A 24,087-nucleotide genomic window follows, 5' to 3' on the forward strand; every position below is an offset into this window, starting at 1 on the left:
TGATGGAAGCATCGGCCGAGTGGCCGCCACCTTGCCAGACAACCCGCAGACCATCGCCTATCCCGCGCCGGGCGCCCGCCCGCATCGCCGTGACGGCGATCCGCTCGAGCCGCACGTCATCGTCCTGTTCGGGGCTACCGGCGATCTCGCCAAGCGCAAGCTGCTCCCCGGGATGGCGTACCTCGATCAGTCCGAGCTCGCGCCCAATATCCAGGTGGTCGGGACCTCCCTGGAGGACCTCACCGACGACGAGTTCCGCGCGCTGGCCAAAGAGGCCATCGAGAAGTTCGGCACGCACAAGCTGACCGATGAGCAGTGGGCCAACTTCGCCAAGATCGTGACCTATGTGCCCCAAGGCGCGGGCCCGGAGGCACTGGCCGCGGCGGTCGCCGACGCCGAGACCAGGCTGGGCGGCAATGCTCAACGGCTGCACTACCTTTCGGTACCGCCCAAGGCCGCGCGTGCGGTGATCACCATGTTGCGCGAGGCCAATCTGGTGGAACGCTCGCGGGTGGTGATGGAAAAGCCGTTCGGCACCGACCTGGCGAGCGCGGTCGCGCTCAACGATTTCGTGCACGAAACCTTCAAGGAACGCCAGGTCTTCCGCATCGACCACTTCCTGGGCAAGGAAGCGGCACAGAACATCCTGGCGTTCCGGTTCGCCAACGGCCTCTTCGAACCGATCTGGAACCGCAACTTCATCGACCATATCCAGATCGACATCCCGGAGATGCTCGGCCTGGACGAGCGGGCCAACTTCTACGAGAGCACCGGCGCGTACAAGGACATGGTGGTCACCCACCTGTTCCAGGTGATGGCCTTCGTGGTTATGGAGCCTCCGACCGCGCTGGAGCCCCGGGCGATCAGCGAGGAGAAGAACAAGGTCTTCCGTTCCATGCTGCCGATCAAATGCAGCGACGTGGTGCGCGGTCAGTTCGCCGGCTACCGCGAACTCACCGGTGTGGCAAGGGATTCGGACACCGAGACGTTCATCGCACTGAAGGTCGGAATCGACAACTGGCGGTGGGCCGGTGTGCCCATCTACCTGCGCACCGGCAAGAAGATGGCCGAAGGTATGCGCATCATCTCGATCGCCTTCAAGGAAGCCCCGCGGACGATGTTCCCGGCCGGCTCCGGTGTCGGCTCACAAGGACCGGACCACTTGACCTTCGATCTGGCGGACAACTCCAAGGTGTCACTGTCGTTCTACGGCAAGCGCCCGGGGCCCGGGATGAAACTGGACAAGATGTCGATGCAGTTCTCGACGACGGAGATCGCGACGAACGGCGACGTGCTGGAGGCCTATGAACGGCTGATCCTGGACGCCATGCGCGGCGACCACACCCTGTTCACCACCGCCGAAGGTATCGAATCGCTGTGGGAGCGTTCGACACAGCTCCTGGAGGACCCGCCCCCGGCCAAGGTCTACCAGCCCGGAACGTGGGGCCCGAACGCCATCCACCAGCTCATCGCGCCGAACGCCTGGCGGCTGCCGTTCGAGCGAGCCTGGCGCGAAAAGCCCGAGTAATCCCCACCATCGGAGCACGACGAGCATAGTTCTGCTCAGCGTGATCTCATCTCATCAATGCGAACGCTTGCCGCGCAGTAAGCTCGTCCTATGACACCTGCCGAGCCGGAAGCCCAGCCGGACGTCGACCCGAACGCGACACCCAGCGGTACCGGTTGCCTGGAATGCGATGCGGCGGGCGGCTGGTGGGTACACCTGCGCCGCTGCGCCGCCTGCGGGCATATCGGCTGTTGTGACGACTCGCTGTCCCGCCACGCGCAAGCGCATTGGCGTAGCACCGGGCATCCCGTCATCCGCAGCTTCGAACCGGACGAGGACTGGTTCTGGAACTACGACACGAACGAATATTACGACGGCCCGGAACTGGCCGAGCCGCAATGCCACCCGCTGGATCAGACGGTTCCGGGGCCGCGCGAGCGGGTGCCCAGGGACTGGATGGCCCAGCTCCAGGCCAGGGGTTAACCCAGCACTGCCTGCGCGGCGTTATAGCCCGGAATGAACGTGATGCCGGGCCCGCCGTGGCAGCCGGCACTGCCGAGGTACAGACCCTCGATCGGAATCGGTTGGTCGACATAGCCGCATGCGCCGGGCCGGTTGGGGCCCATCTGCTCGGGGTGGATCAGCCCGTGGCAGTAGTCACCCCCGGGCGCGCCGAACATGGTGCCCATATGCCGCGGGGTGAAGGTGGTGTGCCGGGTGATGAGCTGCTCGAAATCCGGTGCGATGCGGGTGATCTTCTCGATGACGCGGCGGCCCATCTCGGCCTTCGATTCCCCGTAGGACGCCGAACCCGCTTCGATCGGAAACCACAGCGCGAACGCCGACACCGCGTGCTTGCCCGGTGGCGCCAGGTCGGGGTCGTGCACGGAGGGCATCTGCATGGCGACGGCGGGATCGGCGGGCACGATGCCGCGCCGACTGTCCTCCCACTGCTGTTGCAGTTCCTCGGGAGTGCTGAAAAGCCCGATGGCCGCCTGCATCTCGGGGTTGTTGAGCATGCCGTAGGGCTCGGCGAAGGTGGGGAGTCCGTCCAGCGCGAAGTGCATCTGCAGGTAGCTGCCGCGGTGATCGATGCGGGCGAAGCGTTCCCGGATGTCGGCGGGAACGGCGCCGGGGTCGATCAATCCGTTGACGGTGAGATCGGGTGCGATGCCGGAGACGACGACCGGCGCACTCACCACGGTCCCGTCGGCCAATCGCACTCCGGTGACCCGCCCGCCGTTGACCAGGATCTCGTCGACCTTGGCTCGCAGGCGCACTTCGCCGCCGGCCGCGGTGAGCCGGCGCACCAGGTGATCGGTCAGCGTCCCGATGCCGCCGCGCAGCTTCTTCATCAGCACGGCATTCTCGTCGGGCACCGCCAGCCCGAACGCCAGCGCCGCGGCGCTGCCCGGGGTGGCGGGTCCGCGGTAGGTGGTGTTGACGGCCAGGAAGGACAACATGCCGCGCAGTGCGCCGTGCTTCTCCCCGTCGGGCAGATAGCGGTCCAGCACGTCGGTGACCGAGCCGAACAACATGTCGCTGATCGCCGCACGCTCGAATTCGTTTGTGGCACAGCCGTACATCTCGTCCAGTGTGCGGGGCGGTTTCCCGGCGTCGAAGCGCCCGAGCGCGCGGGTGGGCGCCTGGCTCCAGGCCATCAGGCCGGCCATACCGTTGACCGCCTCGGCGCCGTGCACCTCGTTGAGGTGGGTGAGCAGCTTCATCGGGTCGGTGTAATAGATCACCGGCTCGTCGCCGACGCCGCGCAGTGACACCGACATCACGTCGACGTCGACACATGGCAGTTCGTCGAGACCGAGTTCCGCGCTGACCACCGCGGAGGTCGGGAACTGCAGTGAACCCGCGATCTCGAATTTGTAGCCGTCGAAGAGTTCGACGGTCGAGGCCATGCCACCGGCATAGAGCTTGGAATCCAGACAGAGGGTGTGCAGTCCGGCGCGCTGCAGCAAGGCGGCGGCGGCCAGGCCGTTGTGGCCCGCGCCGATCACGATGGCATCGAAATCCGTGGAATCCGGCATCAACCGAGGCTGGCAGCCGAGGAATGTTTTGTCAATATTGACAAAACTAGGACGGGAGGAGGCCCGTCTCCAGCGAGTTCAGCGCGCTGCGGGTCAGCCGGGCCAGTTCGGGAAGCGACCGCTCACCGAGCATCCACACCTCCATGGCACCGAACACCGCCGCGGCGATACACCGGGCCGCCACCGTCACCCGCAGCCGGGCGTCGGTACCAGGCCGGGGCGGGTAATCGCGACGCAGATGTTCTTCGACGACTTCGGCGAAATCGGCCTCGACCTGCCGGATGTGGCGCACGATCCGGCCGGGCTCCAGTTCCTCGGCGCGCAGGGCGGCGATCTTGGTCACCGCCTCCACGTCGTACGGCGACGCCAGGATCGCCGAGTGCACCGACTCCACGATCGACTCGCCCGAGTTCCGTTCGGCCAGGGCCGCGCGGAACCACTCCAGGCCGGCGTCGTAGTCGACGAAGAGCAGATCGTGCTTGGAGGAGAAGTGGCGATAGAACGTCCGCAGCGACACCCCGGCATCGGCGGCGATCTGCTCGGCCGAGGTCTCCTCCACCCCCTGGGCGAGAAATCGCACCATGGCCGCCTGCCGCAGCGCTTCGCGGGTGCGCTCACTTCGCGCCGTTTGGGCTGGCCGGACCATCATTTCAACGTACCGCAGCGCCCACGTCACACCCCGAGGCTGACAAAGCGGACCGTTTGACATGCTGGCCGGGGCCACCCGGGTCAGCGACGGGCACGCCGGCGGAGCACCGATTCCATCCGGCTCATGACGTCGTAGTAGTACGTCGGCGTGATCCGCGTGAGCGCATCGAACACGTACGCGTCGGGCCCCACCAGGACGCGAGCCTTCCCGGCCTCCACGCCGCGGTGGATGATCGCGGCCGCCTTGTCGGGTTCGGTCATGGTGAGCGCGGCGAACTCCGCCACCATCTGATCGTGCGTGCGCCCCCGGCCGTCGGGGTCTTTGCGGACCCGCGCATTGCGCACGATATTGGTGTTGATCCCACCCGGATGCACGTTGACCGCCGACACCCCGGTGCCGCGTAACTCCTGGCGCAACGCGTCGGTGAAACCGCGCACCGCGAATTTCGCAGCGCAATAAGCACTCTGGTTGGGCATGCCGGCCAGACCGAACACGCTGGAGGTGTTGACGATGACCCCGCGATCCTGCTGTACCAGGATGGGCAGGAAGGCCCGCGTGCCGTTGACCACACCGTGGAAGTTGATATCCCACAACCAGTTGTCATCGTCGGTGTTCGCGTCGAGCACACTGGACGAGACGGCCACGCCGGCATTGTTGAACACCGCGCCGATCGGTGCCGGCGCCCACTCGGCGACCTCGGCCGCGAAGTCGCGCTGAGCTTGTGCGTCAGCGACGTCGAGCACCTTGCGCAGCACCGGACCGGACAGTGCGGCCTCGGTCTCCTTGAGTCCCGCCTCGTCGATATCGGAGATCGCCACCGGACAGCTGTGCGCCGAAAGCCGCTGTGCCAGTGCACGCCCGATCCCGGACGCGGCACCGCTGATGACCGCGGTGCGGCCACTGATGGTCCTACGCGTGGACTTGCTCACGTTGCTCCTCATGTGGTGTCTCGGCCGGCGTGCGACGCCGGAAGACCACGGCGCGCCCGCCGGCGCCGGGGGCCATCGCGACGCCGCGCGAATGCTGCGGCTCCCCAGCCGCGGTGGTGGTGCCGAAAGTGAAGTCCCGCAACAGGGTACGCAGTGTCACCGTCATCTCCATATTGGCGAACGCCGCGCCGATACAGCGCCGGATGCCACCGCCGTAGGGAATCCAGGTGTAGTTGTCGGGATTGGATCCGAGGAACCGATCGGGGTCGAAGGCCATGGCATCGCGGAAGTTGGACTCGCAGCGGTGCGCCAGGCCGAAGCTCGCGATGACGGCGGCACCTTCGGGAAGTACCCAGTCGCCCAACCTGATTCGGGTGCCGACGATGCGTGCGGTGAACTCCACCACCGGCCGCGTGCGCTGCACCTCCCAGATGACGGCCTGGCGTAACTCGCCGTCGTCATGCTCGAGGCGCTGCAGCACCGAAGGATGCCGGCGCAGTCGTTCGATCACCCACGACAGTGTCGTCGCGGTGGTCTCGTGTCCGGCCGCGAGCAGGGTGAGCAGTTCGTCTGCGACATGATCGTCGGCGATCGGCGAACCGTCCTCGTAGCGTGCGCTCAACAGCAGCGCCAGCACGTCACCGCGGTCTTCGAACCGGGGATCGGCGCGGGCCTCGGCGATCAGCCCGGCGATGATCTCGTTGTAGCGGTGCCGCGCCCGCTGCACCCGGCCCCATGGACTCCACGGCCCGAGATCCCGCCGCAGCGCCCGCGGCAGGATCGCCATCTTCGATGCCAGCGGGACCATCGGCGGCAACAGGTCGCGCAACTCGTCCAGCGCGGGGCCCTGTGCGCCGAAGACGGTGCGCAGGATGGCACTCAACGTGATGCGCATCATCGGCTCGAGCGTCGCGAACTCGACCCCCTCGGGCCACGTCGCCGTCTCCCGACGCACCTCTTCCTCGATGATGGCTTCATAGGAGGACATCCGCTTGCCGTGGAACGGCGGCACCAGCAACTTGCGTCGTTCCCGGTGTTCGTCACCGTTGAGGCTGAAGGTGGATCCGGGGCCCAGCACCGAGCCCAGATTCGCCGGCCTGCTGATCAGGTCCGGTCCGGTGGTGAACAGCTCTTTGATCAGCGCGCGGTCGCTGATGACGACGGCGGTGCCGAAGATGGGCACTTTCACGGTGAAGGCCCTGCCGTACCGCCGCGCCGCGGCGTCGAGCACCCGCTGCCGCGCACCGAGGAACAGCAGGCCCTGCACCAGTGGAGGCAGCCGCGGACCGGGGGGCAGCCGGATCGGGTCGGTCGTCGCTTCGGCCATGTCCACCCACTCATCAAGTTGGTACTGCGATGTACCGACTACGGTACGTGCAAGTACCGGGGTGCACAAGAACGTGTCAAGACATCGGCGTGATGAGCGCGATGGTCGCCTCGACCGCCTCCTCGGTGAAATCGCTCATCCGGCCGCCGTTCTCCACCGTGACCGCGGTGAGCTCGCGCAGCCCTCCCAGCAGCATGATCAGCCGCTGCCGTGAGATCGGGCCGATCCCCGCCTCGCGGAACTCGGACCGGTCCACCAACTGGTTCACCATGCCGACGAACTGCTCCATGGCGTCACGGACGAGCTGACGGCCCGCCACCCCCAGCGAGGGGCCGTCGCGTATCCAACTCAGCGTCAGGCCGGGCCGGGATTCTGCCGAGGCGATCCAGGCTTCGATGGCCTGGCGGGCCTGCTGCTGCCAGGGCGCCCCGGGATCGACGGCCGCGGCGATCTGCTGCACCTGTTCGGCGTTGGCCTCGGCCAACAACCGCACAAAGCACTCCTCCTTGCTGGCGAAATGCTCATAGAACGTGCGACGCGACGTCCGGGCCCGCCGCACGATATCGGCGATCGTCGTCTTGGCATAGCCAGTCTCGGCGATCGACTCTTCGAACGCCGTGAGCAGTCGCTGACGGAAGTCGGGCGCAGCAGCTTCGGTCGTCACCAGGTCCACCTCATATCGGGCAGTCATCGTACTGCCCGAGAACGCGCAGGTGGTGCACAGCAATCGCACGCATACTGGCCGCCATGTCTTTGGCGGTGGCACCGCTGACGCTGTCCACCGCGGTGACGTCGTGGACCGTCGATGCGGCTTCGACGGCGCTGCTTGTGCTGGCAGGCGGCGCCTACGCGTGGTGCTGCCAGCGCGCCCACGCTGCCGGTGCGCCGCTGCCCGCCCCCAGACGGGCCGGGTTCTGGAGCGGCATCGCGGTCTGGGCGCTGGCCACCATGAGCATGATCGGCGTGTACGCCCCGGTGTTGTTCTGGGTGCGCGCTCTCCAAGTTCTGCTGCTGCTGTTCGTGGTGCCGATGTTGTTGGCACTGGGCACCCCGCTGACCGCGCTACGCGAGGCGGGCGGCGCCGCACTGGTCGACAAGGTGCTCGCCGGCAAGGTCGCCCGCGCGCTCACCCATCCGGCCACCACCTCGGTGCTCATGTTGGCCACGCCGTGGCTGCTGTACCTGACACCCTGGTACGTGGCGGCCCTGACCAACCCGGCCATCGAGTCACTCACCCGAATAGTCTTGGTACTGATCGGATTCTGCTACTTCTATGCACGCATCCAGGCCGACCCGGTGCCGCGGCGGTACCCGCAGATGATCTCGGTCACGATCAGCATCGCCGAGACACTGGGCGACGGTCTGCTGGGCCTCGTGTTGTGGCTGGGACCGCTGGTCGCCACCGACTACTACCTGACCCTGAACCGCACCTGGGGCCCCAGCATGCGGGTGGACCAGTCGATCGGCGCGGGCGTGCTGTGGATTCTGGGTGACGTGCTCGGTGTGCCGTTCCTGATGGTGCTGATGCGCGCGATGTCTTCCGACGAGAAGGCGCACGCGGCCGTGCTCGACGCCGAACTCGATGCGGCCGACGACGCGTCCGATGAACAGGCCCCACCCGCACTGTGGTGGGAGGCCGATCCGCAGCTGCGTGACCGCTTCCACCGCCGGACAACCGAATAGGCGTACATGCTGACCTATCTGCAGGCCGTCGTCATCGGTGCGCTCCAGGGTGTCACCGAACTGTTCCCGATCTCCAGCCTGGGCCATTCGGTGCTTGTCCCGGCCTGGCTCGGCGGGTCCTGGAGTCAGCTTGTGACGCAGGGCAATTCCCACGGCCACACCCCTTACCTGGCCTTTGTGGTCGGGCTGCACGTCGCGACGGCACTGGCCCTGCTGGTGTTCTACCGGCGGGACTGGGTGCGCATCATCGGCGCGTTCGTGACCTCGGTGCGGACCCGCAGGATCGAGACGTCCGCGCAGCGGCTGGCCTGGCTGCTGGTCCTCGCGACCATCCCGACCGGGTTGCTCGGGCTGGCCTTCGAGCATCCGCTGCGCACGCTGTTCGCCACCCCGCTGGTGGCGGCCGTGTTCTTGACGCTCAACGGTGTGATTCTTGCCATAGCCGAACTGTGGCGAAGGCGGCTGCCGGGCAGCCGAACCCTCGACGACCTCAGTGCGGTGGAGGCCGGTGGTATCGGCCTGGCGCAGAGCCTGGCACTGCTGGCCGGGATCAGCCGGTCCGGGGTCACGATGGTCGGCGGCCTGATCCGCGGCCTGGACCACGAGGATGCCGCCAAGTTCGCGTTCCTGCTGGCCACGCCGATAATCCTGGCCGCAGGCGTGCTCAAGTTGCCGGAACTGGCCGAGCCGGCCAGCCGGGGCATCCTGGGCCAGGTACTGGCGGGCTCGGCCGTCGCCGCAGCCGCGGCCTACCTCTCCGTACGGTTCCTGACCCGCTATTTCGAGCACCGCACGCTGCTGCCGTTCGCGGTCTATTGCGTTATCGCAGGCGCGGCCTCGGTCGTACACTTCGCCTGATATGCCCGACGCCGCCCGGCACCGATTGCCTGAACCGCCTCGGCGCCGGCTCCGCTGGGCCCGCGTCGTCCTTGCTGTGTTGTCCACCGCATTGGTGGCGGTGTCCGGGGCGGCATGGTGGACCACCCGCGGCGTGCTGACCGGATTCACCGTGTCGCACGCGCTGGCCGACTCGGCGCACGTCAAGGGCGGCCCGATCAATATCCTGCTGATCGGGCTGGACTCCCGAAAGGACCAGCACGGCAACGACCTGCCGCAGGAAGTGCTGGATCAGTTGCATGCCGGGGATTCCGAGACCGGCGGCTACAACACCAACACGCTGATCCTGGTGCACGTCGACGCGGACAACAAGGTGACCGCCTTCTCCATCCCGCGCGATGACTACATCGACTTCCACCGCCTGCCCGGTTACACCAATATCAAGATCAAAGAGGCGTACGGGCTGACCAAGTTCTACACCGAACAGCACCTGGCCGATGAGGGGATCGGCGACCGCGAAACGCTGGAGATGGCCGGCCGCGAGGCCGGCCGCGCCGCCACCCTGGGCGCGGTGCGCAGCCTGGTCGGGGTACCCATCGACTACTTCGCCGAGATCAACCTGGCCGGCTTCTACGATCTGGCGTCCACCCTGGGCGGCATCCAGGTGTGCCTCAACCACGCGGTGGACGACGAATATTCGGGGGCGAACTTCCCGGCGGGCCATCAGACCCTCAACGCCGCGCAGGCGCTGGCCTTCGTCCGGCAGCGGCACGGTCTGGAGAATGGTGACCTCGACCGCACGCACCGCCAACAGGCCTTCCTGGTGGCGGTCATGCGGCAGCTGCAGGAGTCCGGCGCCTTCACCGATATCGGCAAGCTCAACGAGTTGATGGCCATCGCCCACAAGGACATCGTGTTGTCCAGCGGCTGGGACTCCGATCTGTTCCGCAGACTGGGCTCGATCAGCGGTCAGGATGTCGTCTACAAGACCCTGCCCGTGGTGCGCTACGACACCCGCAACGGCCAGGACGTCAACATCATCGACCCCGACGCCATCAAGGCACAGGTGCGCGCGGCGTTCTCCAACGGCAACGCTGCCACCACTGCTCCCACTACCGCCGAGGCCGTCCCGACGAACCCCGTGCAGGTGGTCAACGCCGACAGCAACTGGACGGCCTCGACCGTCGCGACCGCCCTGGAGAAACGCGGGTTTCACGTCGAGACGCCCGATATCCAGCTCGAGGACAAGCCCGCACTGACGACCATCAGCTACGGCGCCGGGGCCGACGACGTCGCCGAACAGCTCTCCGGTCTGCTCGGTGCCGTGGTGACCGTCGCGGACAAGGAGCTGCCGGCGGGTCAGGTGCGGGTGGTGATCGGCAACGGCTATCTGGTGCCGGCCAAGCTGACCGCGCAGGAGTCCACGTCTTCCACGTCCAGCACCACGCCCAGCTCTTCCGCCGCCAGGACCGCCACCACGTCCGCGCACCGGCCGTGGTTCGGCACCGAGGAGGCCGGGTCCAGCGACCCGACCCCCGATCACGGCCTGCCGGTCAGCGGCGACCGCACCCCGTGCGTGAACTGAGGCCCACAGCGGGTTGACATCCGCGCCGGAGTCAGGCCCCAGCGCCGTTTCCTAGCCTGGCGCGACAATGACGCTGCCATTTCTGGGCCCGATCACGTTGGCGGGCTTCGCCCACGCGTGGTTCTTCCTGTTCGCACTCGTCGCCGCGGCGGTGGCCGTGCTCTACATCGTGATGCTGCGCAAGCGCCGGATCCGGGTGCTGCGCTTCGCGAATCTGCACATCCTGGACAAGGTCGCACGCCCACGCACCGATCGCTGGCGACATCTGCCGGCCGTCCTGCTGGTCGGGGCTCTGCTGCTGTTGAGCTGCGCCTTGGCCGGGCCGACCCATGACGAGCGCATCCCGCGGGACCGCGCGGTGGTGATGCTGGTGATCGATGTCTCGGAGTCGATGCGCGCCACCGACGTGTCCCCGAGCAGGCTGGCGGCCGCCCAGGCGGCCGGGAAGAAGTTCGCCGACGAACTCACCCCGGGTATCAATCTCGGCCTGATCGCGTACGGCGGCACCGCAACGGTGCTGGTGGCCCCGACCACCAACCGCGCCAAGATGAAGAACGCCATCGATGGGCTCAAGGCCGAGGAGCGGACCGCCACCGGCGAGGCCATCTTCACCGCGCTGCAGGCGATTTCGACGGCGGACGCGGTGATCGGCGGCGGTGACGGAGCACCGCCGGCGCGCATCGTGCTCGAATCCGATGGCAAGGAGACGGTGCCCTCACAGCCCGACGAGCCGCGCGGCGCGTTCACCGCCGCACGGGCCGCCAAAGACCAGGGCGTGCCCATCTCGACGATCTCGTTCGGTACCCCGGACGGCTATGTCGACCTCGACGGGATCCGCCAGCCGGTGCCGGTGGACGATGCCACCCTGAAGAAGATCGCCGAGCTGACCGACGGCCAGATGTTCTACGCGTCGAACCTCGACGAGCTCAACGGGGTGTACGACAAGCTGCAGCAGCAGATCGGATATCAGACGGTACCCGGCGATGCCAGCGCTGCCTGGCTGCGGTTGGCGGTGCTCGTCACGGTGGCGTCCGCGGTGGCGTCGCTGACGCTGAACCGCCGAATTCCGGCCTGAGGGAACGGGAAAGCCCGGGACGTCATTGTTCGGTCGCGGCGACTCGGGCATCCCTGCGGTTGCCAAACCAGATGACCAGGCGTCGTACGCCTTGGATCACGAGGAACACCGTGATCACCGTCGGGATGGCCATGATCAGCGTCGGTCCACCGAAATGAGCGCCCAAGACCAAGACGACGGCCCATACTGCGGAGGCGATCACCGAATAACCGACGAACCGCCCGAAAGGGCGTCGCGCCGTCCCGAGTGAGGCCGGCACGAAACCACGCGCCGGGGGCACCCAGCGCTGAACGATCATCGCGCCCAACACACCTCGGCGCTGCACGGAGTGATGCGCGCCGTAGACATGTTTACGCGAACGGCGCACGATCCTCGTCTTGAGCAGCCTCGGTCCGAACGTCCGGCCGAGCCAGTAACTCACCATGTCACCGACGACGGCGGCTCCGATCGCGACCGCGAGCAGCTCAGGAAGGGACAGATCATGATCGGTCGCCAGTATCACGGCGACCAGAATCGGTTCGGCGGCGATCACGATGCTCAATACCGGCACCGACGAGCCGATGACGACCGCTGCCAGCACCACGAAGGTCAGCGGCCCGACCGGAATTTCGGGCAGGAAGTTCAGTGGGAACACGTATCCGCTGTCCTTACTCGCACGAGGTGAACAGCGTGGGGTGCCACGGATCTGGCGCTGAGGTCACCGGTGACCTCGGCGCTGTCACCCGTCCACAGGTCGCGCACGCTGTAACAGGACGCCGGCGGCAGTCCCACTGCGGCGGCCGTGGTCGCAATATCCCCCGGCACACTCGAGGGATTGAACAGGGCGACCGCCACCGAGGAGTCGGCGAGTCGCTTGGCCCAGATCCGCCCATCGTCGCCGATCCGGCGGGCCTTGGCCAGCAGCGGGTCCTGATCGACCGCGATGACCTCGCGGTTGGTGAGGATCGACAACGTGGTCGGCGACATCGCCCGTAAGTCGTTACCGGCCAACAACGGGGCGCCCAACATCGCCCACAGCGAAAAATGGCTGCGCTGCTCGTCTTCGGTCAAGCTGGGCTGGGTGTCGGCAATCCACTGTGCGGTCCGCGCCGGCATGGCCAGCATCGGCTCGATCAGCGCACGTTGGTCGGCGGTCAGTGGCTGTGACTTGAGGTTGTGGCGCAACAGTTCTCGGTGGCGGAGAAAGAAGTCGCTCCATGTCACCCCGACCACCAGCATGTCCGGATCGATGCGGTATGCCGGGCGGTCATCAGCCGCGACGGCAGCCGCGAACTGGTCGGGGACGCCGGCGAACATCCCGGAAGGGAACGGATCCGCATCACCCGGCATGGGTAACACATTGCGCCACAACGGAACCAGGTCTCCAGAAGTGCGGACCACGTCCGCGATGCCGGTCCAGTCGAAGCGGGTACCCGCCGCAGGGTCCCCGGAACTGTTGGGGTTGATGCTGTAGACGATGCGCCTTCCGCTGTCCCGCAGGGCCGACCCCATCGCGCCGAACACCTGAACCTGTTCGTCGTGGTCGGCGGCGGCGCTGCACCAGTCGTACTTGAGGAAGTCGATTCCCCACGCCGCGAAGGTCGCGGCGTCCACGGTTTCGTGGCCGAGGCTCGCGGTGCCCACACCTTGTCCGCAGGTCTCGTTGAACGGGCTCGAGTACAGACCGAACCGCAGCCCCCGTTCGTGTGCGTAGTCGACCAGCGGTGCGAGCCCGAACGGAAAGCGCTGCGGGTCGGGGACCAGTTCACCCGAGGAATTGCGTTCTGGTGCAGCCCATCCCGCGTCCAGATTGACATACGTGTATCCCGCATCACGCATCCCGGAGGACACCATCGCGTCGATGGTGTCCCTGATCGACTGGTCGTCGATCTCCATTCCCGAGTTCCACGAGTTCCATCCCATCGGGGGAAGGAGTACAGGTGGTGCGGGGATCGTGACATCGGCGGGATACGCACACCCGGAAACCACAGCGGCAACTCCCAGCACGCACAGCAAGCGACGCACGACCCCGACCTCCCGATGCTGGACGACTAGGACACTGCGGCTTGCGGCTGGACCGCGTCGCGCCAGGCCAGCGGGTTCAGTTGACGGAAGGGGTCTTCGGCGCGGATGTCCTGCAGCTCGCGCAGGATGTTCTCCACCGCCGTCTGGGTGGTCTTCTTGACGGTCTGCACCCACTCGTCATCGGATACACCGGCCGGCTGGGTGGTGTCGATCGGCTGACCGAAGCGCAGGTAGTTCCGCTGTGGGCTGGGAATCAGCGTCGGGCCGATCCCGCGTACCAAGGGCATCGTCATGTCCGGCTTTCCGGTGACGGCCAGACCCAGCTTCTCGGTGAGCCTGCCCAGCAGGCTGTCCCGTGGGGTGATGCTGTGGTAGATGTCGTCACCGCCGACGTAGCCGAAGGGGACGATCGGATAGTCGTTGGCGATCGCCACCCGCGCGAAGCCGGCGCGCCCTTGCCATTTGAGTTGATACTCTTCGCCTTTGAACTTTCCGATCTCGCGGCCGCCGCCGGGAAACACCAGCAGTGTCTCGTTGTTCTGCATCAGCTTGGTGGCATTCTCCGGCGTGCCGACGACCCCGCCGCACGCGGCCAGAACGTCTCCCATCGGCCCCGGCATGCTTCCCATCCCGCGTTCGGTCAACGGCCGGACCCGGGTGCCGATCGCCCGCCGTACCGCCAGGCTGGTCAGCCACGCCTCGCCCATCCCGGTCTGGGTGTGGTTGCCCACCAAGAAGAACCGGCCGTCGTGCGGGAGGTTCTCGGTGCCGTCGATGTACGGCCGGGACAGCTCGATCGCCGGCCATAGGCCGTCCGCGGTGGCTTCCACCAGTTTTCGCAGCGCCCGCACCCGTGCGGGCTGTTCGATGATCTGTTCGGTTCTGGCGGCGGCGTTCTTCATTCGGACGTTCCTTCCTTGGCCGGGGCGGGGGTGCAGGCGCGTGGCGCCCGGGAGAAGACGGCGGTCATCGACGGCGGACCGAACCTCGAGCGTGGTGGTCGAAGAAAGTCGATGTTCATCTGCGGGTCGGCGGCCTTGCCGAGCGCGACCAGCGCCGGCGCCGAGTAGGCGCGCAGCGAGCTGATGATGCCGTCGTGCATGGTCGGCAGGATGGACGCGCGCGGCATGATCGCCAGTGACGTCGGCACCATCACGATCGGGGTGAGCAGCATCCCCCACGGCGAGGCACGCTTGAGGTCGATCACCAGGAAGCGGGAGGCCACCCGCGTGGCCTCGGCGATGGCGCGATACGCCGTCGCGGGCGGCAGGTGATGGAAGGCCAACGCGAACACCACCAGGTCATAGGAGGCGTCGTCGGCCTCGATGGCGGTGGCATCGACCACCTGGGTGCGCGCCCGGGGATGAGATCCGAGCGGGCCCGCCGCCATGTTGGCCACCGACGTCGGGTCCAGATCGCTGGCGGTCACGGTGGCGGTGGCGTGTAGTTCCAGAATCCGCGCCGATAACCGGCCATGGCCGGCACCGATCTCGAGAATGCGCGGGTTGGCGATATCGGCGACGACCTGGAGGGCCGTCCTCGCGCGGCGATCGTGAAGGCCGGTGCGTTCACCCATCGCGTCGAGCCCCTCGATCACTCGCTGCTTGAGCTCGCCGGGGACGTCCTGGCGATCGGTGTATTCCAGGACGTCCGTCTGCATCAGCCGATCCAGTCGTGTGGCGTCGGGGCCGCCGCGCGGCATCGACGCAATCGACGACGTTGCGGTGTTCTGCTGGGTCATAGTCCCGAAAGTACCAAACGAACTGTTTCGTTTGGTTATGATCTTCCTGTGAGAAGTACAGCCGAACTACGCGACGTGATCATCGACGCGGCACGCGCCGAGTTCGCCCGATACGGACTGGCCGGCGCCCGGATCGACCGGATCGCCAAATCCGCGAACGCCAGCAAGGAGCGGCTCTACGCGCATTTCGGCGACAAGGAGGCCTTGTTCCGACAGGTGGTCGCCGCCGACAGCGCGGAGTTCTTCAGTGCGATCGCTGTCCGGCCGGACGCCGTCGCCGAATTCGCCGGAGACCTCTACGACCTGGCCGCCAGCAAGCCGGAGCATCTCCGGATGATCACCTGGGCACGCTTGGAAGGCGTACCGCTGGAGGAACCCGAACTCGACGGCCGCAAGATCCGCGAACGCGACACCGCTTCCATCATCGCCGCCCAGGCGGCCGGCCACGTCGACCGGCGATGGGAGCCCCACCAGCTGTTGATCATGATGTTCGGCATCGGGATGGCCTGGGCGGCTTGGCCGGAGGTCGGACCCGTCGACGCCGATACCCACGCCACCAGCCGCGCCGCCGCGGTCGAGGCGGCCGCCCGCATTGTTGCCCCACAGGAAACGGCGGGCCATACAGACGTGAGTTAGTCGGTTCACCGCCATTGCACTGCGGCGCCAAGAACATGGTGCGACGTTGGCGCGCGGACGCAAGACGCGCGGCCCGCGCTCGGGCTGAAATGGCTTGGTAATTCGGCACATCGCGATCTTTCGAGGAGCCACCATGACCGACGCTCGACTCAACCTGCGACCCGGAACCGGCTACCCGGATATCCCCCTGTTCCAGGGCTGGGGCGCACCCAGCCGCATCGAGGCCGACGTGTACGAACTGGAGTCCTACGGCCAGGTGCCGGCCGACCTCAACGGGCGTTACTACCGCGCCGCGTACGACTGGGCGTTCCCGCCGATGGCAGACGATGAACTGTTCATCAACGGCGACGGTATGACCGCGATGTTCCATTTCCAGAACGGTCACGTGGACTTCAAGTCGCGATTCGTGCGTACCGAGAAGTTCCGGCTGGAACGCGCCGCCCGGCGCGCTCTGTTCGGGCGATACCGCAACGTCTACACGGCCGACCCGAGCGTTCGTGGCCGGGTCCGCTCGACGGCGAACACCCATGTCGTCTGGCACGGCGGCAAGCTGCTCATGCTCAAAGAGGACGGCCTGCCCTGGGAGGTGGACCCGGAAACCCTTGAGACAGTGGGCCAGTGGGATTTCTACGGAGCGATGACCAGCAAAACCTGCACGGCGCACCCGAGCTTCGACCCCGACACCGGAGAGATGTTCCTGTTCGGCTACGAAGCCAAGGGTGAGGCCACCCGCGATATCGCCTACTACGTCGTCGACGCGAGTGGGCATGTGACACACGAGTCGTGGTTCGAGGCCCCCTACCCCGCCTATATCCACGATTTCCGGGTCTCCCGCAGTCATGCGGTGTTCCCGGTCAGCCCGGCCGCGACCGACCTGGACCGGCTCAAAGCCGGTGGTGCGCACTGGCAATGGGATTCGTCCAAGGCGTCCTACATCGGGGTGCTGCCACGGTACGGGCACGGCGAGCAGATCCGGTGGATCGAGGTGCCGACCCATGCACCGGGCCATTTCGTCAATTCCTACGACGAGGACGGCATGACCGTCGTCGACGTCTGCCAGGGCAAGACGGGACCGTTTCCGTTCTTCTTCCCCGACGTGCAGGGCAACATGTTCGACCCGGCCGATATGGCCACCTACCTGACCCGGTGGCGGATCGATCCGAGCGACCCGGCGACGCCGGTCCGGGTGGAGCGCCTCGATGAGGTCGTCTGCGAATTTCCGCAGATCGACGCGCGGCGGGAGATGTCACGGCACCGGGACGGCTACTTCTTGGTCATGAACGCGGGCATGCCGGCCGGCCGGCTGCTGGAGGCGCCCGGCGACCCGGCATTCCCGGACGGCGCACCTGACATGGTTCCCGCGTCGCCGGCCATGAACGGGATCGGCCACTATGACTTCGTCAACGGGCAGTTCACCGTGCACGCCCTGCCCCAGGGCGATACCGCGCAGGAGGTCGAGTTCGTCCCGGCATACCTGGGTGCCCCCGAAGGGGTCGGCTATCTGCTGGCGCTGGTGAACCGGGTCGCCGAGCGCCACAGTGACCTGCTGATCTTCGATGCCGAGGACGTCGGAGCGGGTCCGTTGGGTGGGTACAAGCTGCCCGTGCGGCTCAGCACGATCCACGGGACCTGGATGCCCGAACACCAGCTCGGTCTGTAGCGCATCGGCTTCCGGGCAGATCTCAGCCGAGCAGGGCAGGGAAGTCTCGGGCCAGGCTGAGGGCGACGACCATGGGCGTGGGATCGTCGAGGGCCGGCCGTTCCAGACGTTCGTCGGCTTGGCGCACCCGGTAGGCGACCGTGTTCGGCGCGATGTGCAGCTCTTCGGCGGCCGCGAGTCTGCTGCGTCCGTGCCGCAGGTAGGCCCACAGTGTTTCGCGCAGCATCGCCGACTTGGCGTCACCGTCGGTCAGGCCCTTGAGCACGTGGCGGACGTACCTGCCGGCGGCCTCGGGGTCGGCAAGCAGCACCGCTTGCAGCCCGACGTCGTCGTAGGTCCATGAGCCCTCGCTCTGGTGCTGTCCGCCCACGAGCGCAGCCTGCCGGGCCCCGAGCACCGAGCTCTGCAAGCCGGCCACGTCCCGGCCGACAGGTCCGAACGCGACGATCGATCCGGGCGGGTGCGGGACACGGTCCGTGACGACCGAGACCGGGTCCCGCGGCGCAGCGGACAGTGACCAGATCACCGTGGAACCGTCCGGCTGGTCGAGGACCAGACTGTTGAGCGCCTCGATCGTCGCGCTCACCGCTGCGACATAGCGCGTGACGTTGCCGTCCCATCCGGTCGGCGGGGCCGGGTCGACCGACCGGATCACGGCGGCCAGATGGTCACCGCGCAGGCGGATCCCGAGGAGTTGTTCGCTGCCGTCCGGGGCGGTGCCGTGCTCGACGATGTGGTCCATGGTCTGGCGGCGCAATGCCGCCAAGCGGCCGTGCCATGCCGCGCGTTCCTGGTCGTAGGCCGTGGCGAGCTCGCCGACGAGGCCGTCGACGAATTCGAACAATCCCACGGAGACCGCGCGCAATTCATCGGCGAGCCGCTCGGCCGGCACCTCGCGGGACAGCACCTCCAACAGGGCCATTTGAGCGGCGGTGTGGCTGAACCACACCACCCGCAGGATTGTCTCGATTCTGGCGCCTTGACGCACGGCGCGCCGGACACTCTCGAAGCCTTCCGGCGGTGCCGGGGCCTCTGCGCGCCCGGTACGCAGGTTGACCAAGACCGTCAGGAGCGCGGCCTCGCACGCCACCCGATCCAGCCCGTCGCCGGTGATCGTCGGATCGGCCCGGACGGACGCCTCGTAGGTATCGCAGATCTGCTTGGATCGCTGGATCGCCCAGGCCGTCGGCTCGTCGCCGAGGACCGCCCTGGCGCGGGCGACGGTCTCCGGCAGGCTCACCGGCTCGAGGTCGTCACTCGCCGCGGGTTGGGAGGGCCGTAAGGCAGACATCCAGGCCGACATCGGCGGACACCCTCCTTCCGGTTGCCGTTCATCGCCATTCGTCCGACTACGAAAACCAGGCGGGGACCGGCGCTCATCCGGTGGCTGTCTACGACAAGCAACGTATACCAAGCTCGAGCCGAACGATTCGCGTCAACACCGCGAATGGCTGGTGGCCAACACCTTTGGCACGAAGGATGCAGCCCGAAAGCTCGCCAAAAAACGGAGGGTGAACCGAGATGGAACTTGGTGGCCAGGGCCGGGATCGAACCGGCGACCTTCCGCTTTTCAGGCGGACGAGATAGCCACTGACCTGCGGTTTATCTGATTCTCTGCGTCGTATGCGCCGCATTGAGCTGCGCCGACGCATCAGGTCTGTCCGACGAACGGACATAAACCGGACACGGTGCTTGCGCTCCTGACCAGGAGCTGTCGTGCCGCCAATTGCGTTGTGGGCGGACTCAGCGGCTCCGGGGAGCAGGTACCCCGATGCCCAGCATCGCATCATCAGTCAACGGTTCGACACCCTCGACTCAGGGCTCGACATCGGCATCACCACATCCGTCATACCAGGAAGGTGCTGCAGGTGCCTCGGTTGACGGGAGGTCGCGAGCGCCCGAGGCCGCCAGGCCGCAGGGCGCGAGAGCGACAGTGGTCGGCCGGACGTCGACCGAGGCACCCGGCCCCAACCCGACCGCGGCCGGCGGGCTTGTTATATGTGCCGAAAATGTCCGCAACCGACCCTCCGACGGGGTCGCGATGGGCGAGCTGCGGGCGATCGACGCGTTGGGCCTTCGGTTCCCGACGCCCGAGACGGTCGCCGCGGCTGCGACATTGTTCGAACCGGCGGCACCGTGGGCGTCCGGTCCTGCCCGTCGAGGAGTCGAGCCCGAATCCGGACGATTTCGCATCACTGTCGGTCCTGGTGTGGTGCGACTCAGTTGGACCAATCCTGTTCGTACCGAGAAGACCGCCGAACGGGCCGTTGGTCATCACCAATGTGACGTTGACGACGCAGAGCTTCGAGTCAAGGACGAGCTGGTTGCCGGGGACGATCATCGGGCCGTCGGGTCTTCGATCCGACGGAGTCCTACGGCAAGCGACCCTTCTGGTACCGGGGGTGTTATCACCGAGTGGTCCCGGAAATCACGGTCGTCGATGTGCCGCACCTTCGCCGAACTCGACTACAGCCCACTGGTCAAATCTGGGCGCGTTCCGGCGATGGTGACGCTCACCTACCCCGGCGACTGGGAAGTGGTCGCACCCGATGGAGCGAGCGTGAAGCGACACATGGTGTTGTGGCGCAAGCGCTTCCAACGTGAGTACGGCGAACCGGCACGCTATATCTGGAAGCTGGAATTCCAGCGGCGCGGTGCCCCTCACATTCACCTGTGGATGGCGCCGCCGATCTCGCCTGGCCGCTCGGGGCGCGGCTTCGCTCAATGGCTATCTGAAGCGTGGGCTCAGGTCGTCGACCACCCTGACGCCGAGCAGAAGGCGCGGCACCGGCTCGCAGGCACTGCCATCGACGTGCGGAACGGGCTGAAAGCCTGCGACCCCAAACGGTTGGCGATCTACTTCACCAAACACTCATCGCCAAACCTGCACGGCGACAAGGAATACCAGCACATCACGCCCGAGCTATGGCGGCAGCCTGGAAGGGGACCGGGGCGGTTCTGGGGCGTGTACGGGCTCAAGAAGGCCCTTGCCGTCGTGGAGGTGGCCCAAGACGCGTACATCGCTGCTCGCCGGATCGTGCGGCGATGGTCACGCAGCCAAGCGGTGTACGGCAATTCAGATAATCGCTTCCCCACTGCCGTGGTGCCGCGCACGGCCACACGCCTGGTCCCGCGCGTTGATCGTGAAACCGGCGTTGTGGCGCACCGTCGGGTTCGGCGGCGCCGAACGCTCTGCAATCAAGGCGGGCTGGCCGGCGGCTACGCGTTGGCGAACAACGGACCGGCCTTCGCTTCCCAACTCGCGACCGCCTTATTTGGTGCGGCTACGACGAGTCACCCGTCGCCTCAGCGCGGCATCTGCGTGTGATTGCGCATGACCTCGATGGCGGCTTGCGCTGCACCACAGGCATCGCGAAACGCACGCTGAGCGTCATCGAACGCCTCCAACACTTCTAGCCAGTGATCGAGGTCGATCAGTGATCGGTCCAGCTTCCCGGAGACAGAGTGGAGTATCTCGGCGATGCTCAAACCCGTACCAGCCAGCCGGATGACAAGGTGATTGACCACCTCAGGGTCGCTTACGCGGGTTCCGAAGTCATCGATTTCACTCGCCAGCGCGCACATCTCGGAGTGCAGGCGCTCGGACAGTGCTAGAAGAGGTGCTGCCTCGCCCCACCGTGGGAAGTCGGGCACACCTGGTTCAAGGTATCCGCTCGGAACTGTGGGCCAAAGTTGTTTTTCCATGATCCAACCGTAAGGGCACAGACATGCGTTTAGCGCCCCCCCAAAAAAAGAATCGCTCAGCTGGGTCGCCTACCCGCTCGTGCCGCCGTCATCGTCGAATTGAGCGGAGGCGGTGGAACGCGGCGCGGGTTTGCGCCTGGGCTCTAGCCCGGTCGCCTCGCGGAATCCACTCTCATTTGCGCACTTCTTGATCAGCCAGTTGACGCACGCCTCGGTATAGAGATAGTCGCTGTGGGCAGTGTCGTAGACGCACCACTCGGCTCTGGTGTTCTTCGGGTTCGGGTCCTTCTTGGGCGGCCTGACGTTGTGCTTCCGCCAGAAGTGCGCCATCTCGTGTGAGGGTTTGAATCGGAACGGGATCGCGGATTCGACTCGCTCTGCAACCTGCCCCGGTTTGAACTTGTCGGCGTTCGTGACGACTTGGGTCCTGGTCTTTGTGATGACGAGACCGCCGTTGGCGGCGATCTCCTCGGCGGCGCGCTGCTGTTCCGGGGTGAGATCGCGCTGGTTGACGAACTGCAGGGAGAGGTCGCCCTTTCGGTTACCGCTCTCCAGCAGGACGGTCAGCCGCATGCAGTACCGGGGATCACGCGACACTTCGTCACCGAGTCCTGCGTCGTACTCGGCGAGGAATCGCCGCAGGTCTGCGGGCAGAGTCTTCGTGAGCTTCAGCAGATCCGCCTTTCCCTGGTCGGTGAACCCACCGATGAACACGGGGAAGTGCAGCCGGTGGGCGAGTGAGTGCTTGGCCCCGGCGAACTCGGTGATGAAAGCCTCGTAGTTGAGCAACATCGCATGGCACTCGCCGTTGACCACCGTGCGCAGCGCTTCGTCGCTTCCCGTGTGACGGTGCTCAATCTTGTTCCGCAGCTCTATGAAGAACTCCAGGTTGGCACGGACAGCGGCGCTGTCGGCAAACTCCTGCTTGACGAACCACTCCACGGATTGGGACATGCGCTCGCCGTTGATGTACTTGTACCTGCGGGGCTGCTCGCTGAGCAGAACGTGGTAGTCCCTTCCCGCACGGAGCCACTTCGCCTGAAACGCGTAAGTCCACGCGATGTGCATATGGATGATGAAGCCCTCGAGCGCCCGCTCGCGGCCGGGGTCGTTGAACAGCGAAACTGCAAGCAGGGCCTCCTGCTGCGACGCCCGCAGGAGCAGCTCCCACCGCTGAGGTCTCGCCATCGCTCGGCCGCCCCTCCCCGAGCCGACGCTCGACGTCCGAATGATTCCACGGCGAGGGGAAAGTCATGGAGACCGGCCGCACCGTCCGAGGTGTGTCTCGGCCCCCAAGGGCGCGGAGGCGGACGGCGACGACGATTGGTGACGCCGGGCCACATGGGGCTGAGTGACTCCCGAAGAGCGGATTCCCTGGTAACCCGGGCGGTGCTGTGCTGCTCGGCATAGTTTAACCCCCATCGCTTTTCGTAACTTTCGTAACCCTGCTACGATTGGTCGAGTTCCAGCGGTGAGACGAAAGGAAGTGAGACCCATGAGCACCGACTCCGCGGAGATTGTTAACCCGGTTCCGGCCGATGCCGATGGGCTTGCCGACGTCCTCAGCTTCATGGAGGCGCACGAGGCCCGTCACGGGATCTCTCCTGAGCCTGCCTTCTTCCTTTCCGGCGCGGGCGAACACGACCGTGTCGAACTGACAGAGCAGCTTTACGAAGTCCTCAAGCGTGTCGCCCACGCCCTCAGCCACGGCCAGTCAATCAGCATCCTGACTCGCGACCGAGAAATCTCCACGCAGCAGGCCGCCGAGATTCTCGGCCTGAGCCGCCCCACGGTGGTTCGCCTTATCGAGGACGGCGAGTTAGACGCCCACGTGCCCGGCACGGTGCGACGCAAGCTGCGGCTTGCCGATGTCCTCGCCTACCGCGAGGAGCTTCACGCCCGGCGCAACCGGTTCATCGCCGAGAGCTCGGAGGAGTTCGCGGACGCTGACGCCGATGAGGTCGCCGAATTACTCGCCGAGGCGAAACGCAAGCGTTGACCGTCCGCGGCGTCTGAAAGACTCGCCCACGTGTATCGCGCTGTCCTCGACACCTGTGCCCTTGTGCCGAGCCTTCAGCGCGACTTCCTACTGCAGCTGGCGACCGAGGAGGCCTACGCGCCGGTGTGGGGGTCTGGGATTCTCTTCGAGCTGGACTACGTACTCGCCGGGCTGCACGACAAGCGCGGGATCACCGATAGCGCCAGCCGCCGAAAGCACCTTTTCGATCAGCTGAAGCAGGCTTTTCCTGGCTCGGAGGTCCAAGCCCCCAAAGACCGGGAGTACAGCTACGGACTCAACGATCCCGATGACGGCCACGTTGCACACGCCGCGATCATCGGCAAAGCCGACGCCATCGTCACTGACGATCGCCGGGCCGGGTTCAGTACAGCACGCGTGCTCGTGGAGGCCGATGTCGAGACCGTGCACCCCCATCGGTTCGCCGCCAACACAGTGTCGGCGCACCCGCATGCGGGAGTCCGCGCGTTACGAGAGATGTCGAATCGCCGGGCCAATCCGTCGCAGACGCCGGAGCAGATCCTTGAGCTCCTGGCGACACGGCACAACATGACGGAGGTCGCCGAGATCTTGCTGCCGCTGCTGGCCGACGAAGCTCGGCCGCCCGGCTGACAGCGGCAACTGCGGTCGCCTCAGTTCGAGTGGGTCACGTTCTCCCCTGATCGTGCAGCCCCTTGAACAACTGGTCGG

23 protein-coding genes and 1 tRNA gene are annotated in these 24,087 nt (G+C 66.4%); 11 read left to right on the plus strand and 13 right to left on the minus strand.

The window, feature by feature from the left end; genetic code table 11:
• Positions 1-19 precede the first annotated feature (19 nt).
• Complete coding sequence (gene zwf, locus FHU31_RS30750) at positions 20-1,528, plus strand: glucose-6-phosphate dehydrogenase (protein ID WP_263987967.1); 1,509 nt, start codon at positions 20-22, stop codon at positions 1,526-1,528.
• 90 nt (positions 1,529-1,618) lie between these two features.
• Positions 1,619-1,990, plus strand: coding sequence for a UBP-type zinc finger domain-containing protein (locus tag FHU31_RS30755; protein WP_167165102.1), 372 nt, complete (start codon positions 1,619-1,621; stop codon positions 1,988-1,990).
• On the opposite strand, the gene FHU31_RS30760 is transcribed toward FHU31_RS30755, so the two are convergent.
• From FHU31_RS30760 to FHU31_RS30780, 5 genes are all read right to left on the minus strand, one after another.
• The gene (locus FHU31_RS30760; protein ID WP_167165103.1) at positions 1,987-3,549 is read right to left on the minus strand and encodes a phytoene desaturase family protein; all 1,563 of its coding nucleotides are present in this window, start codon (positions 3,547-3,549) and stop codon (positions 1,987-1,989) included. The two genes, FHU31_RS30755 and FHU31_RS30760, sit on opposite strands and share 4 nt — an antisense overlap.
• A gap of 46 nt (positions 3,550-3,595) precedes the next feature.
• Positions 3,596-4,195, minus strand: coding sequence for a TetR/AcrR family transcriptional regulator (locus FHU31_RS30765; protein WP_167165228.1), 600 nt, complete (start codon positions 4,193-4,195; stop codon positions 3,596-3,598).
• Positions 4,196-4,278: 83 nt separating this feature from the next.
• Positions 4,279-5,127: an SDR family NAD(P)-dependent oxidoreductase gene (locus FHU31_RS30770; RefSeq protein WP_167165104.1), complete on the minus strand. Its 849-nt coding sequence runs from the start codon at positions 5,125-5,127 to the stop codon at positions 4,279-4,281.
• On the minus strand, positions 5,108-6,454 hold the full coding sequence (locus FHU31_RS30775) for a cytochrome P450 (protein WP_167165105.1): 1,347 nt from the start codon (positions 6,452-6,454) through the stop codon (positions 5,108-5,110). Before FHU31_RS30775 ends, FHU31_RS30770 begins: the two co-directional genes overlap by 20 nt.
• A gap of 76 nt (positions 6,455-6,530) precedes the next feature.
• On the minus strand, positions 6,531-7,118 hold the full coding sequence (locus FHU31_RS30780) for a TetR/AcrR family transcriptional regulator (protein ID WP_263987966.1): 588 nt from the start codon (positions 7,116-7,118) through the stop codon (positions 6,531-6,533).
• A gap of 83 nt (positions 7,119-7,201) precedes the next feature.
• Here FHU31_RS30780 and FHU31_RS30785 point away from each other — a divergent pair, with 83 nt between their 5' ends.
• The 4 genes from FHU31_RS30785 to FHU31_RS30800 all read left to right on the plus strand — a co-directional run bounded on the left by FHU31_RS30785 (position 7,202) and on the right by FHU31_RS30800 (position 11,634).
• Positions 7,202-8,137 carry a cytochrome c oxidase assembly protein gene (locus FHU31_RS30785; protein WP_167165107.1) on the plus strand — a complete coding sequence of 312 codons (936 nt, stop codon included), beginning with the start codon at positions 7,202-7,204 and terminating at the stop codon, positions 8,135-8,137.
• A 6-nt stretch (positions 8,138-8,143) separates the two neighbouring features.
• Positions 8,144-8,995, plus strand: coding sequence for an undecaprenyl-diphosphate phosphatase (locus FHU31_RS30790; RefSeq protein WP_167165108.1), 852 nt, complete (start codon positions 8,144-8,146; stop codon positions 8,993-8,995).
• A gap of 1 nt (position 8,996) precedes the next feature.
• A complete protein-coding gene (locus FHU31_RS30795) occupies positions 8,997-10,559 on the plus strand; it encodes an LCP family protein (RefSeq protein WP_167165109.1) in 1,563 nt (520 codons plus the stop codon).
• Between the two features lie 67 nt (positions 10,560-10,626).
• On the plus strand, positions 10,627-11,634 hold the full coding sequence (locus tag FHU31_RS30800; protein WP_167165110.1) for a VWA domain-containing protein: 1,008 nt from the start codon (positions 10,627-10,629) through the stop codon (positions 11,632-11,634).
• A gap of 22 nt (positions 11,635-11,656) precedes the next feature.
• Here FHU31_RS30800 and FHU31_RS30805 read toward each other — a convergent pair whose 3' ends face one another.
• From FHU31_RS30805 to FHU31_RS30820, 4 genes are read right to left on the minus strand one after another with little or no spacing between them, the layout of a single operon-like run.
• On the minus strand, positions 11,657-12,268 hold the full coding sequence (locus FHU31_RS30805) for a DedA family protein (protein ID WP_167165111.1): 612 nt from the start codon (positions 12,266-12,268) through the stop codon (positions 11,657-11,659).
• Entirely contained in the window at positions 12,256-13,638 is a 1,383-nt protein-coding gene (locus tag FHU31_RS30810) for a glycoside hydrolase family 27 protein (protein ID WP_167165112.1), read from the minus strand. Before FHU31_RS30810 ends, FHU31_RS30805 begins: the two co-directional genes overlap by 13 nt.
• A gap of 26 nt (positions 13,639-13,664) precedes the next feature.
• Entirely contained in the window at positions 13,665-14,540 is an 876-nt protein-coding gene (locus FHU31_RS30815; RefSeq protein WP_167165113.1) for a lysophospholipid acyltransferase family protein, read from the minus strand.
• Entirely contained in the window at positions 14,537-15,379 is an 843-nt protein-coding gene (locus FHU31_RS30820) for a class I SAM-dependent methyltransferase (RefSeq protein ID WP_167165114.1), read from the minus strand. The genes FHU31_RS30815 and FHU31_RS30820 overlap by 4 nt, the downstream gene beginning before the upstream one ends.
• Before the next feature lie 48 nt (positions 15,380-15,427).
• On the opposite strand from FHU31_RS30820, the gene FHU31_RS30825 reads away from it, so the two are divergent.
• Both FHU31_RS30825 and FHU31_RS30830 read left to right on the plus strand, forming a co-directional pair.
• A complete protein-coding gene (locus FHU31_RS30825; RefSeq protein ID WP_167165115.1) occupies positions 15,428-16,015 on the plus strand; it encodes a TetR/AcrR family transcriptional regulator in 588 nt (195 codons plus the stop codon).
• A 133-nt stretch (positions 16,016-16,148) separates the two neighbouring features.
• Positions 16,149-17,675 carry a carotenoid oxygenase family protein gene (locus tag FHU31_RS30830; protein ID WP_167165116.1) on the plus strand — a complete coding sequence of 509 codons (1,527 nt, stop codon included), beginning with the start codon at positions 16,149-16,151 and terminating at the stop codon, positions 17,673-17,675.
• A gap of 22 nt (positions 17,676-17,697) precedes the next feature.
• On the opposite strand, the gene FHU31_RS30835 is transcribed toward FHU31_RS30830, so the two are convergent.
• Positions 17,698-18,915 (minus strand): helix-turn-helix domain-containing protein, encoded by a 1,218-nt coding sequence (locus FHU31_RS30835; RefSeq protein WP_167165117.1) that lies wholly within the window; start codon positions 18,913-18,915, stop codon positions 17,698-17,700.
• A 289-nt stretch (positions 18,916-19,204) separates the two neighbouring features.
• Positions 19,205-19,272: transfer RNA gene (locus FHU31_RS30840), tRNA-Phe, on the minus strand.
• 444 nt (positions 19,273-19,716) lie between these two features.
• On the opposite strand from FHU31_RS30840, the gene FHU31_RS30845 reads away from it, so the two are divergent.
• The gene (locus tag FHU31_RS30845; RefSeq protein WP_234901756.1) at positions 19,717-21,003 is read left to right on the plus strand and encodes a rolling circle replication-associated protein; all 1,287 of its coding nucleotides are present in this window, start codon (positions 19,717-19,719) and stop codon (positions 21,001-21,003) included.
• Here the strand turns inward: FHU31_RS30845 and FHU31_RS30850 are convergent.
• The gene (locus FHU31_RS30850; protein WP_234901757.1) at positions 20,982-21,380 is read right to left on the minus strand and encodes a hypothetical protein; all 399 of its coding nucleotides are present in this window, start codon (positions 21,378-21,380) and stop codon (positions 20,982-20,984) included. The genes FHU31_RS30845 and FHU31_RS30850 overlap by 22 nt on opposite strands.
• 69 nt (positions 21,381-21,449) lie before the next feature.
• Positions 21,450-22,568 (minus strand): DUF3644 domain-containing protein, encoded by a 1,119-nt coding sequence (locus tag FHU31_RS30855; RefSeq protein ID WP_167165120.1) that lies wholly within the window; start codon positions 22,566-22,568, stop codon positions 21,450-21,452.
• A 307-nt stretch (positions 22,569-22,875) separates the two neighbouring features.
• On the opposite strand from FHU31_RS30855, the gene FHU31_RS30860 reads away from it, so the two are divergent.
• Together FHU31_RS30860 and FHU31_RS30865 are read left to right on the plus strand one after the other, a co-directional pair.
• Positions 22,876-23,379 carry an excisionase family DNA-binding protein gene (locus FHU31_RS30860; RefSeq protein ID WP_167165122.1) on the plus strand — a complete coding sequence of 168 codons (504 nt, stop codon included), beginning with the start codon at positions 22,876-22,878 and terminating at the stop codon, positions 23,377-23,379.
• A 30-nt stretch (positions 23,380-23,409) separates the two neighbouring features.
• Positions 23,410-24,009 carry a PIN domain-containing protein gene (locus FHU31_RS30865; RefSeq protein WP_167165124.1) on the plus strand — a complete coding sequence of 200 codons (600 nt, stop codon included), beginning with the start codon at positions 23,410-23,412 and terminating at the stop codon, positions 24,007-24,009.
• Positions 24,010-24,087: the final 78 nt, after the last annotated feature.

Source organism: Mycolicibacterium fluoranthenivorans, assembly GCF_011758805.1.
GTDB lineage: Bacteria > Actinomycetota > Actinomycetes > Mycobacteriales > Mycobacteriaceae > Mycobacterium > Mycobacterium fluoranthenivorans.

Bases quoted from the DNA above. Each gene is read 5' to 3' on its own strand.
- FHU31_RS30830 (WP_167165116.1), top strand. From the start codon at position 16,149: ATGACCGACGCTCGACTCAACCTGCGACCCGGAACCGGCTACCCGGAT.
- FHU31_RS30850 (WP_234901757.1), bottom strand. From the start codon at position 21,380: ATGGAAAAACAACTTTGGCCCACAGTTCCGAGCGGATACCTTGAACCA.
- FHU31_RS30760 (WP_167165103.1), bottom strand. From the start codon at position 3,549: ATGCCGGATTCCACGGATTTCGATGCCATCGTGATCGGCGCGGGCCAC.
- FHU31_RS30845 (WP_234901756.1), top strand. From the start codon at position 19,717: ATGGGCGAGCTGCGGGCGATCGACGCGTTGGGCCTTCGGTTCCCGACG.
- FHU31_RS30860 (WP_167165122.1), top strand. From the start codon at position 22,876: ATGAGCACCGACTCCGCGGAGATTGTTAACCCGGTTCCGGCCGATGCC.
- FHU31_RS30755 (WP_167165102.1), top strand. From the start codon at position 1,619: ATGACACCTGCCGAGCCGGAAGCCCAGCCGGACGTCGACCCGAACGCG.
- FHU31_RS30790 (WP_167165108.1), top strand. From the start codon at position 8,144: ATGCTGACCTATCTGCAGGCCGTCGTCATCGGTGCGCTCCAGGGTGTC.
- FHU31_RS30775 (WP_167165105.1), bottom strand. From the start codon at position 6,454: ATGGCCGAAGCGACGACCGACCCGATCCGGCTGCCCCCCGGTCCGCGG.
- FHU31_RS30815 (WP_167165113.1), bottom strand. From the start codon at position 14,540: ATGAAGAACGCCGCCGCCAGAACCGAACAGATCATCGAACAGCCCGCA.
- FHU31_RS30820 (WP_167165114.1), bottom strand. From the start codon at position 15,379: ATGACCCAGCAGAACACCGCAACGTCGTCGATTGCGTCGATGCCGCGC.
- FHU31_RS30765 (WP_167165228.1), bottom strand. From the start codon at position 4,195: ATGGTCCGGCCAGCCCAAACGGCGCGAAGTGAGCGCACCCGCGAAGCG.
- FHU31_RS30855 (WP_167165120.1), bottom strand. From the start codon at position 22,568: ATGGCGAGACCTCAGCGGTGGGAGCTGCTCCTGCGGGCGTCGCAGCAG.
- FHU31_RS30785 (WP_167165107.1), top strand. From the start codon at position 7,202: ATGTCTTTGGCGGTGGCACCGCTGACGCTGTCCACCGCGGTGACGTCG.
- FHU31_RS30795 (WP_167165109.1), top strand. From the start codon at position 8,997: ATGCCCGACGCCGCCCGGCACCGATTGCCTGAACCGCCTCGGCGCCGG.
- FHU31_RS30800 (WP_167165110.1), top strand. From the start codon at position 10,627: ATGACGCTGCCATTTCTGGGCCCGATCACGTTGGCGGGCTTCGCCCAC.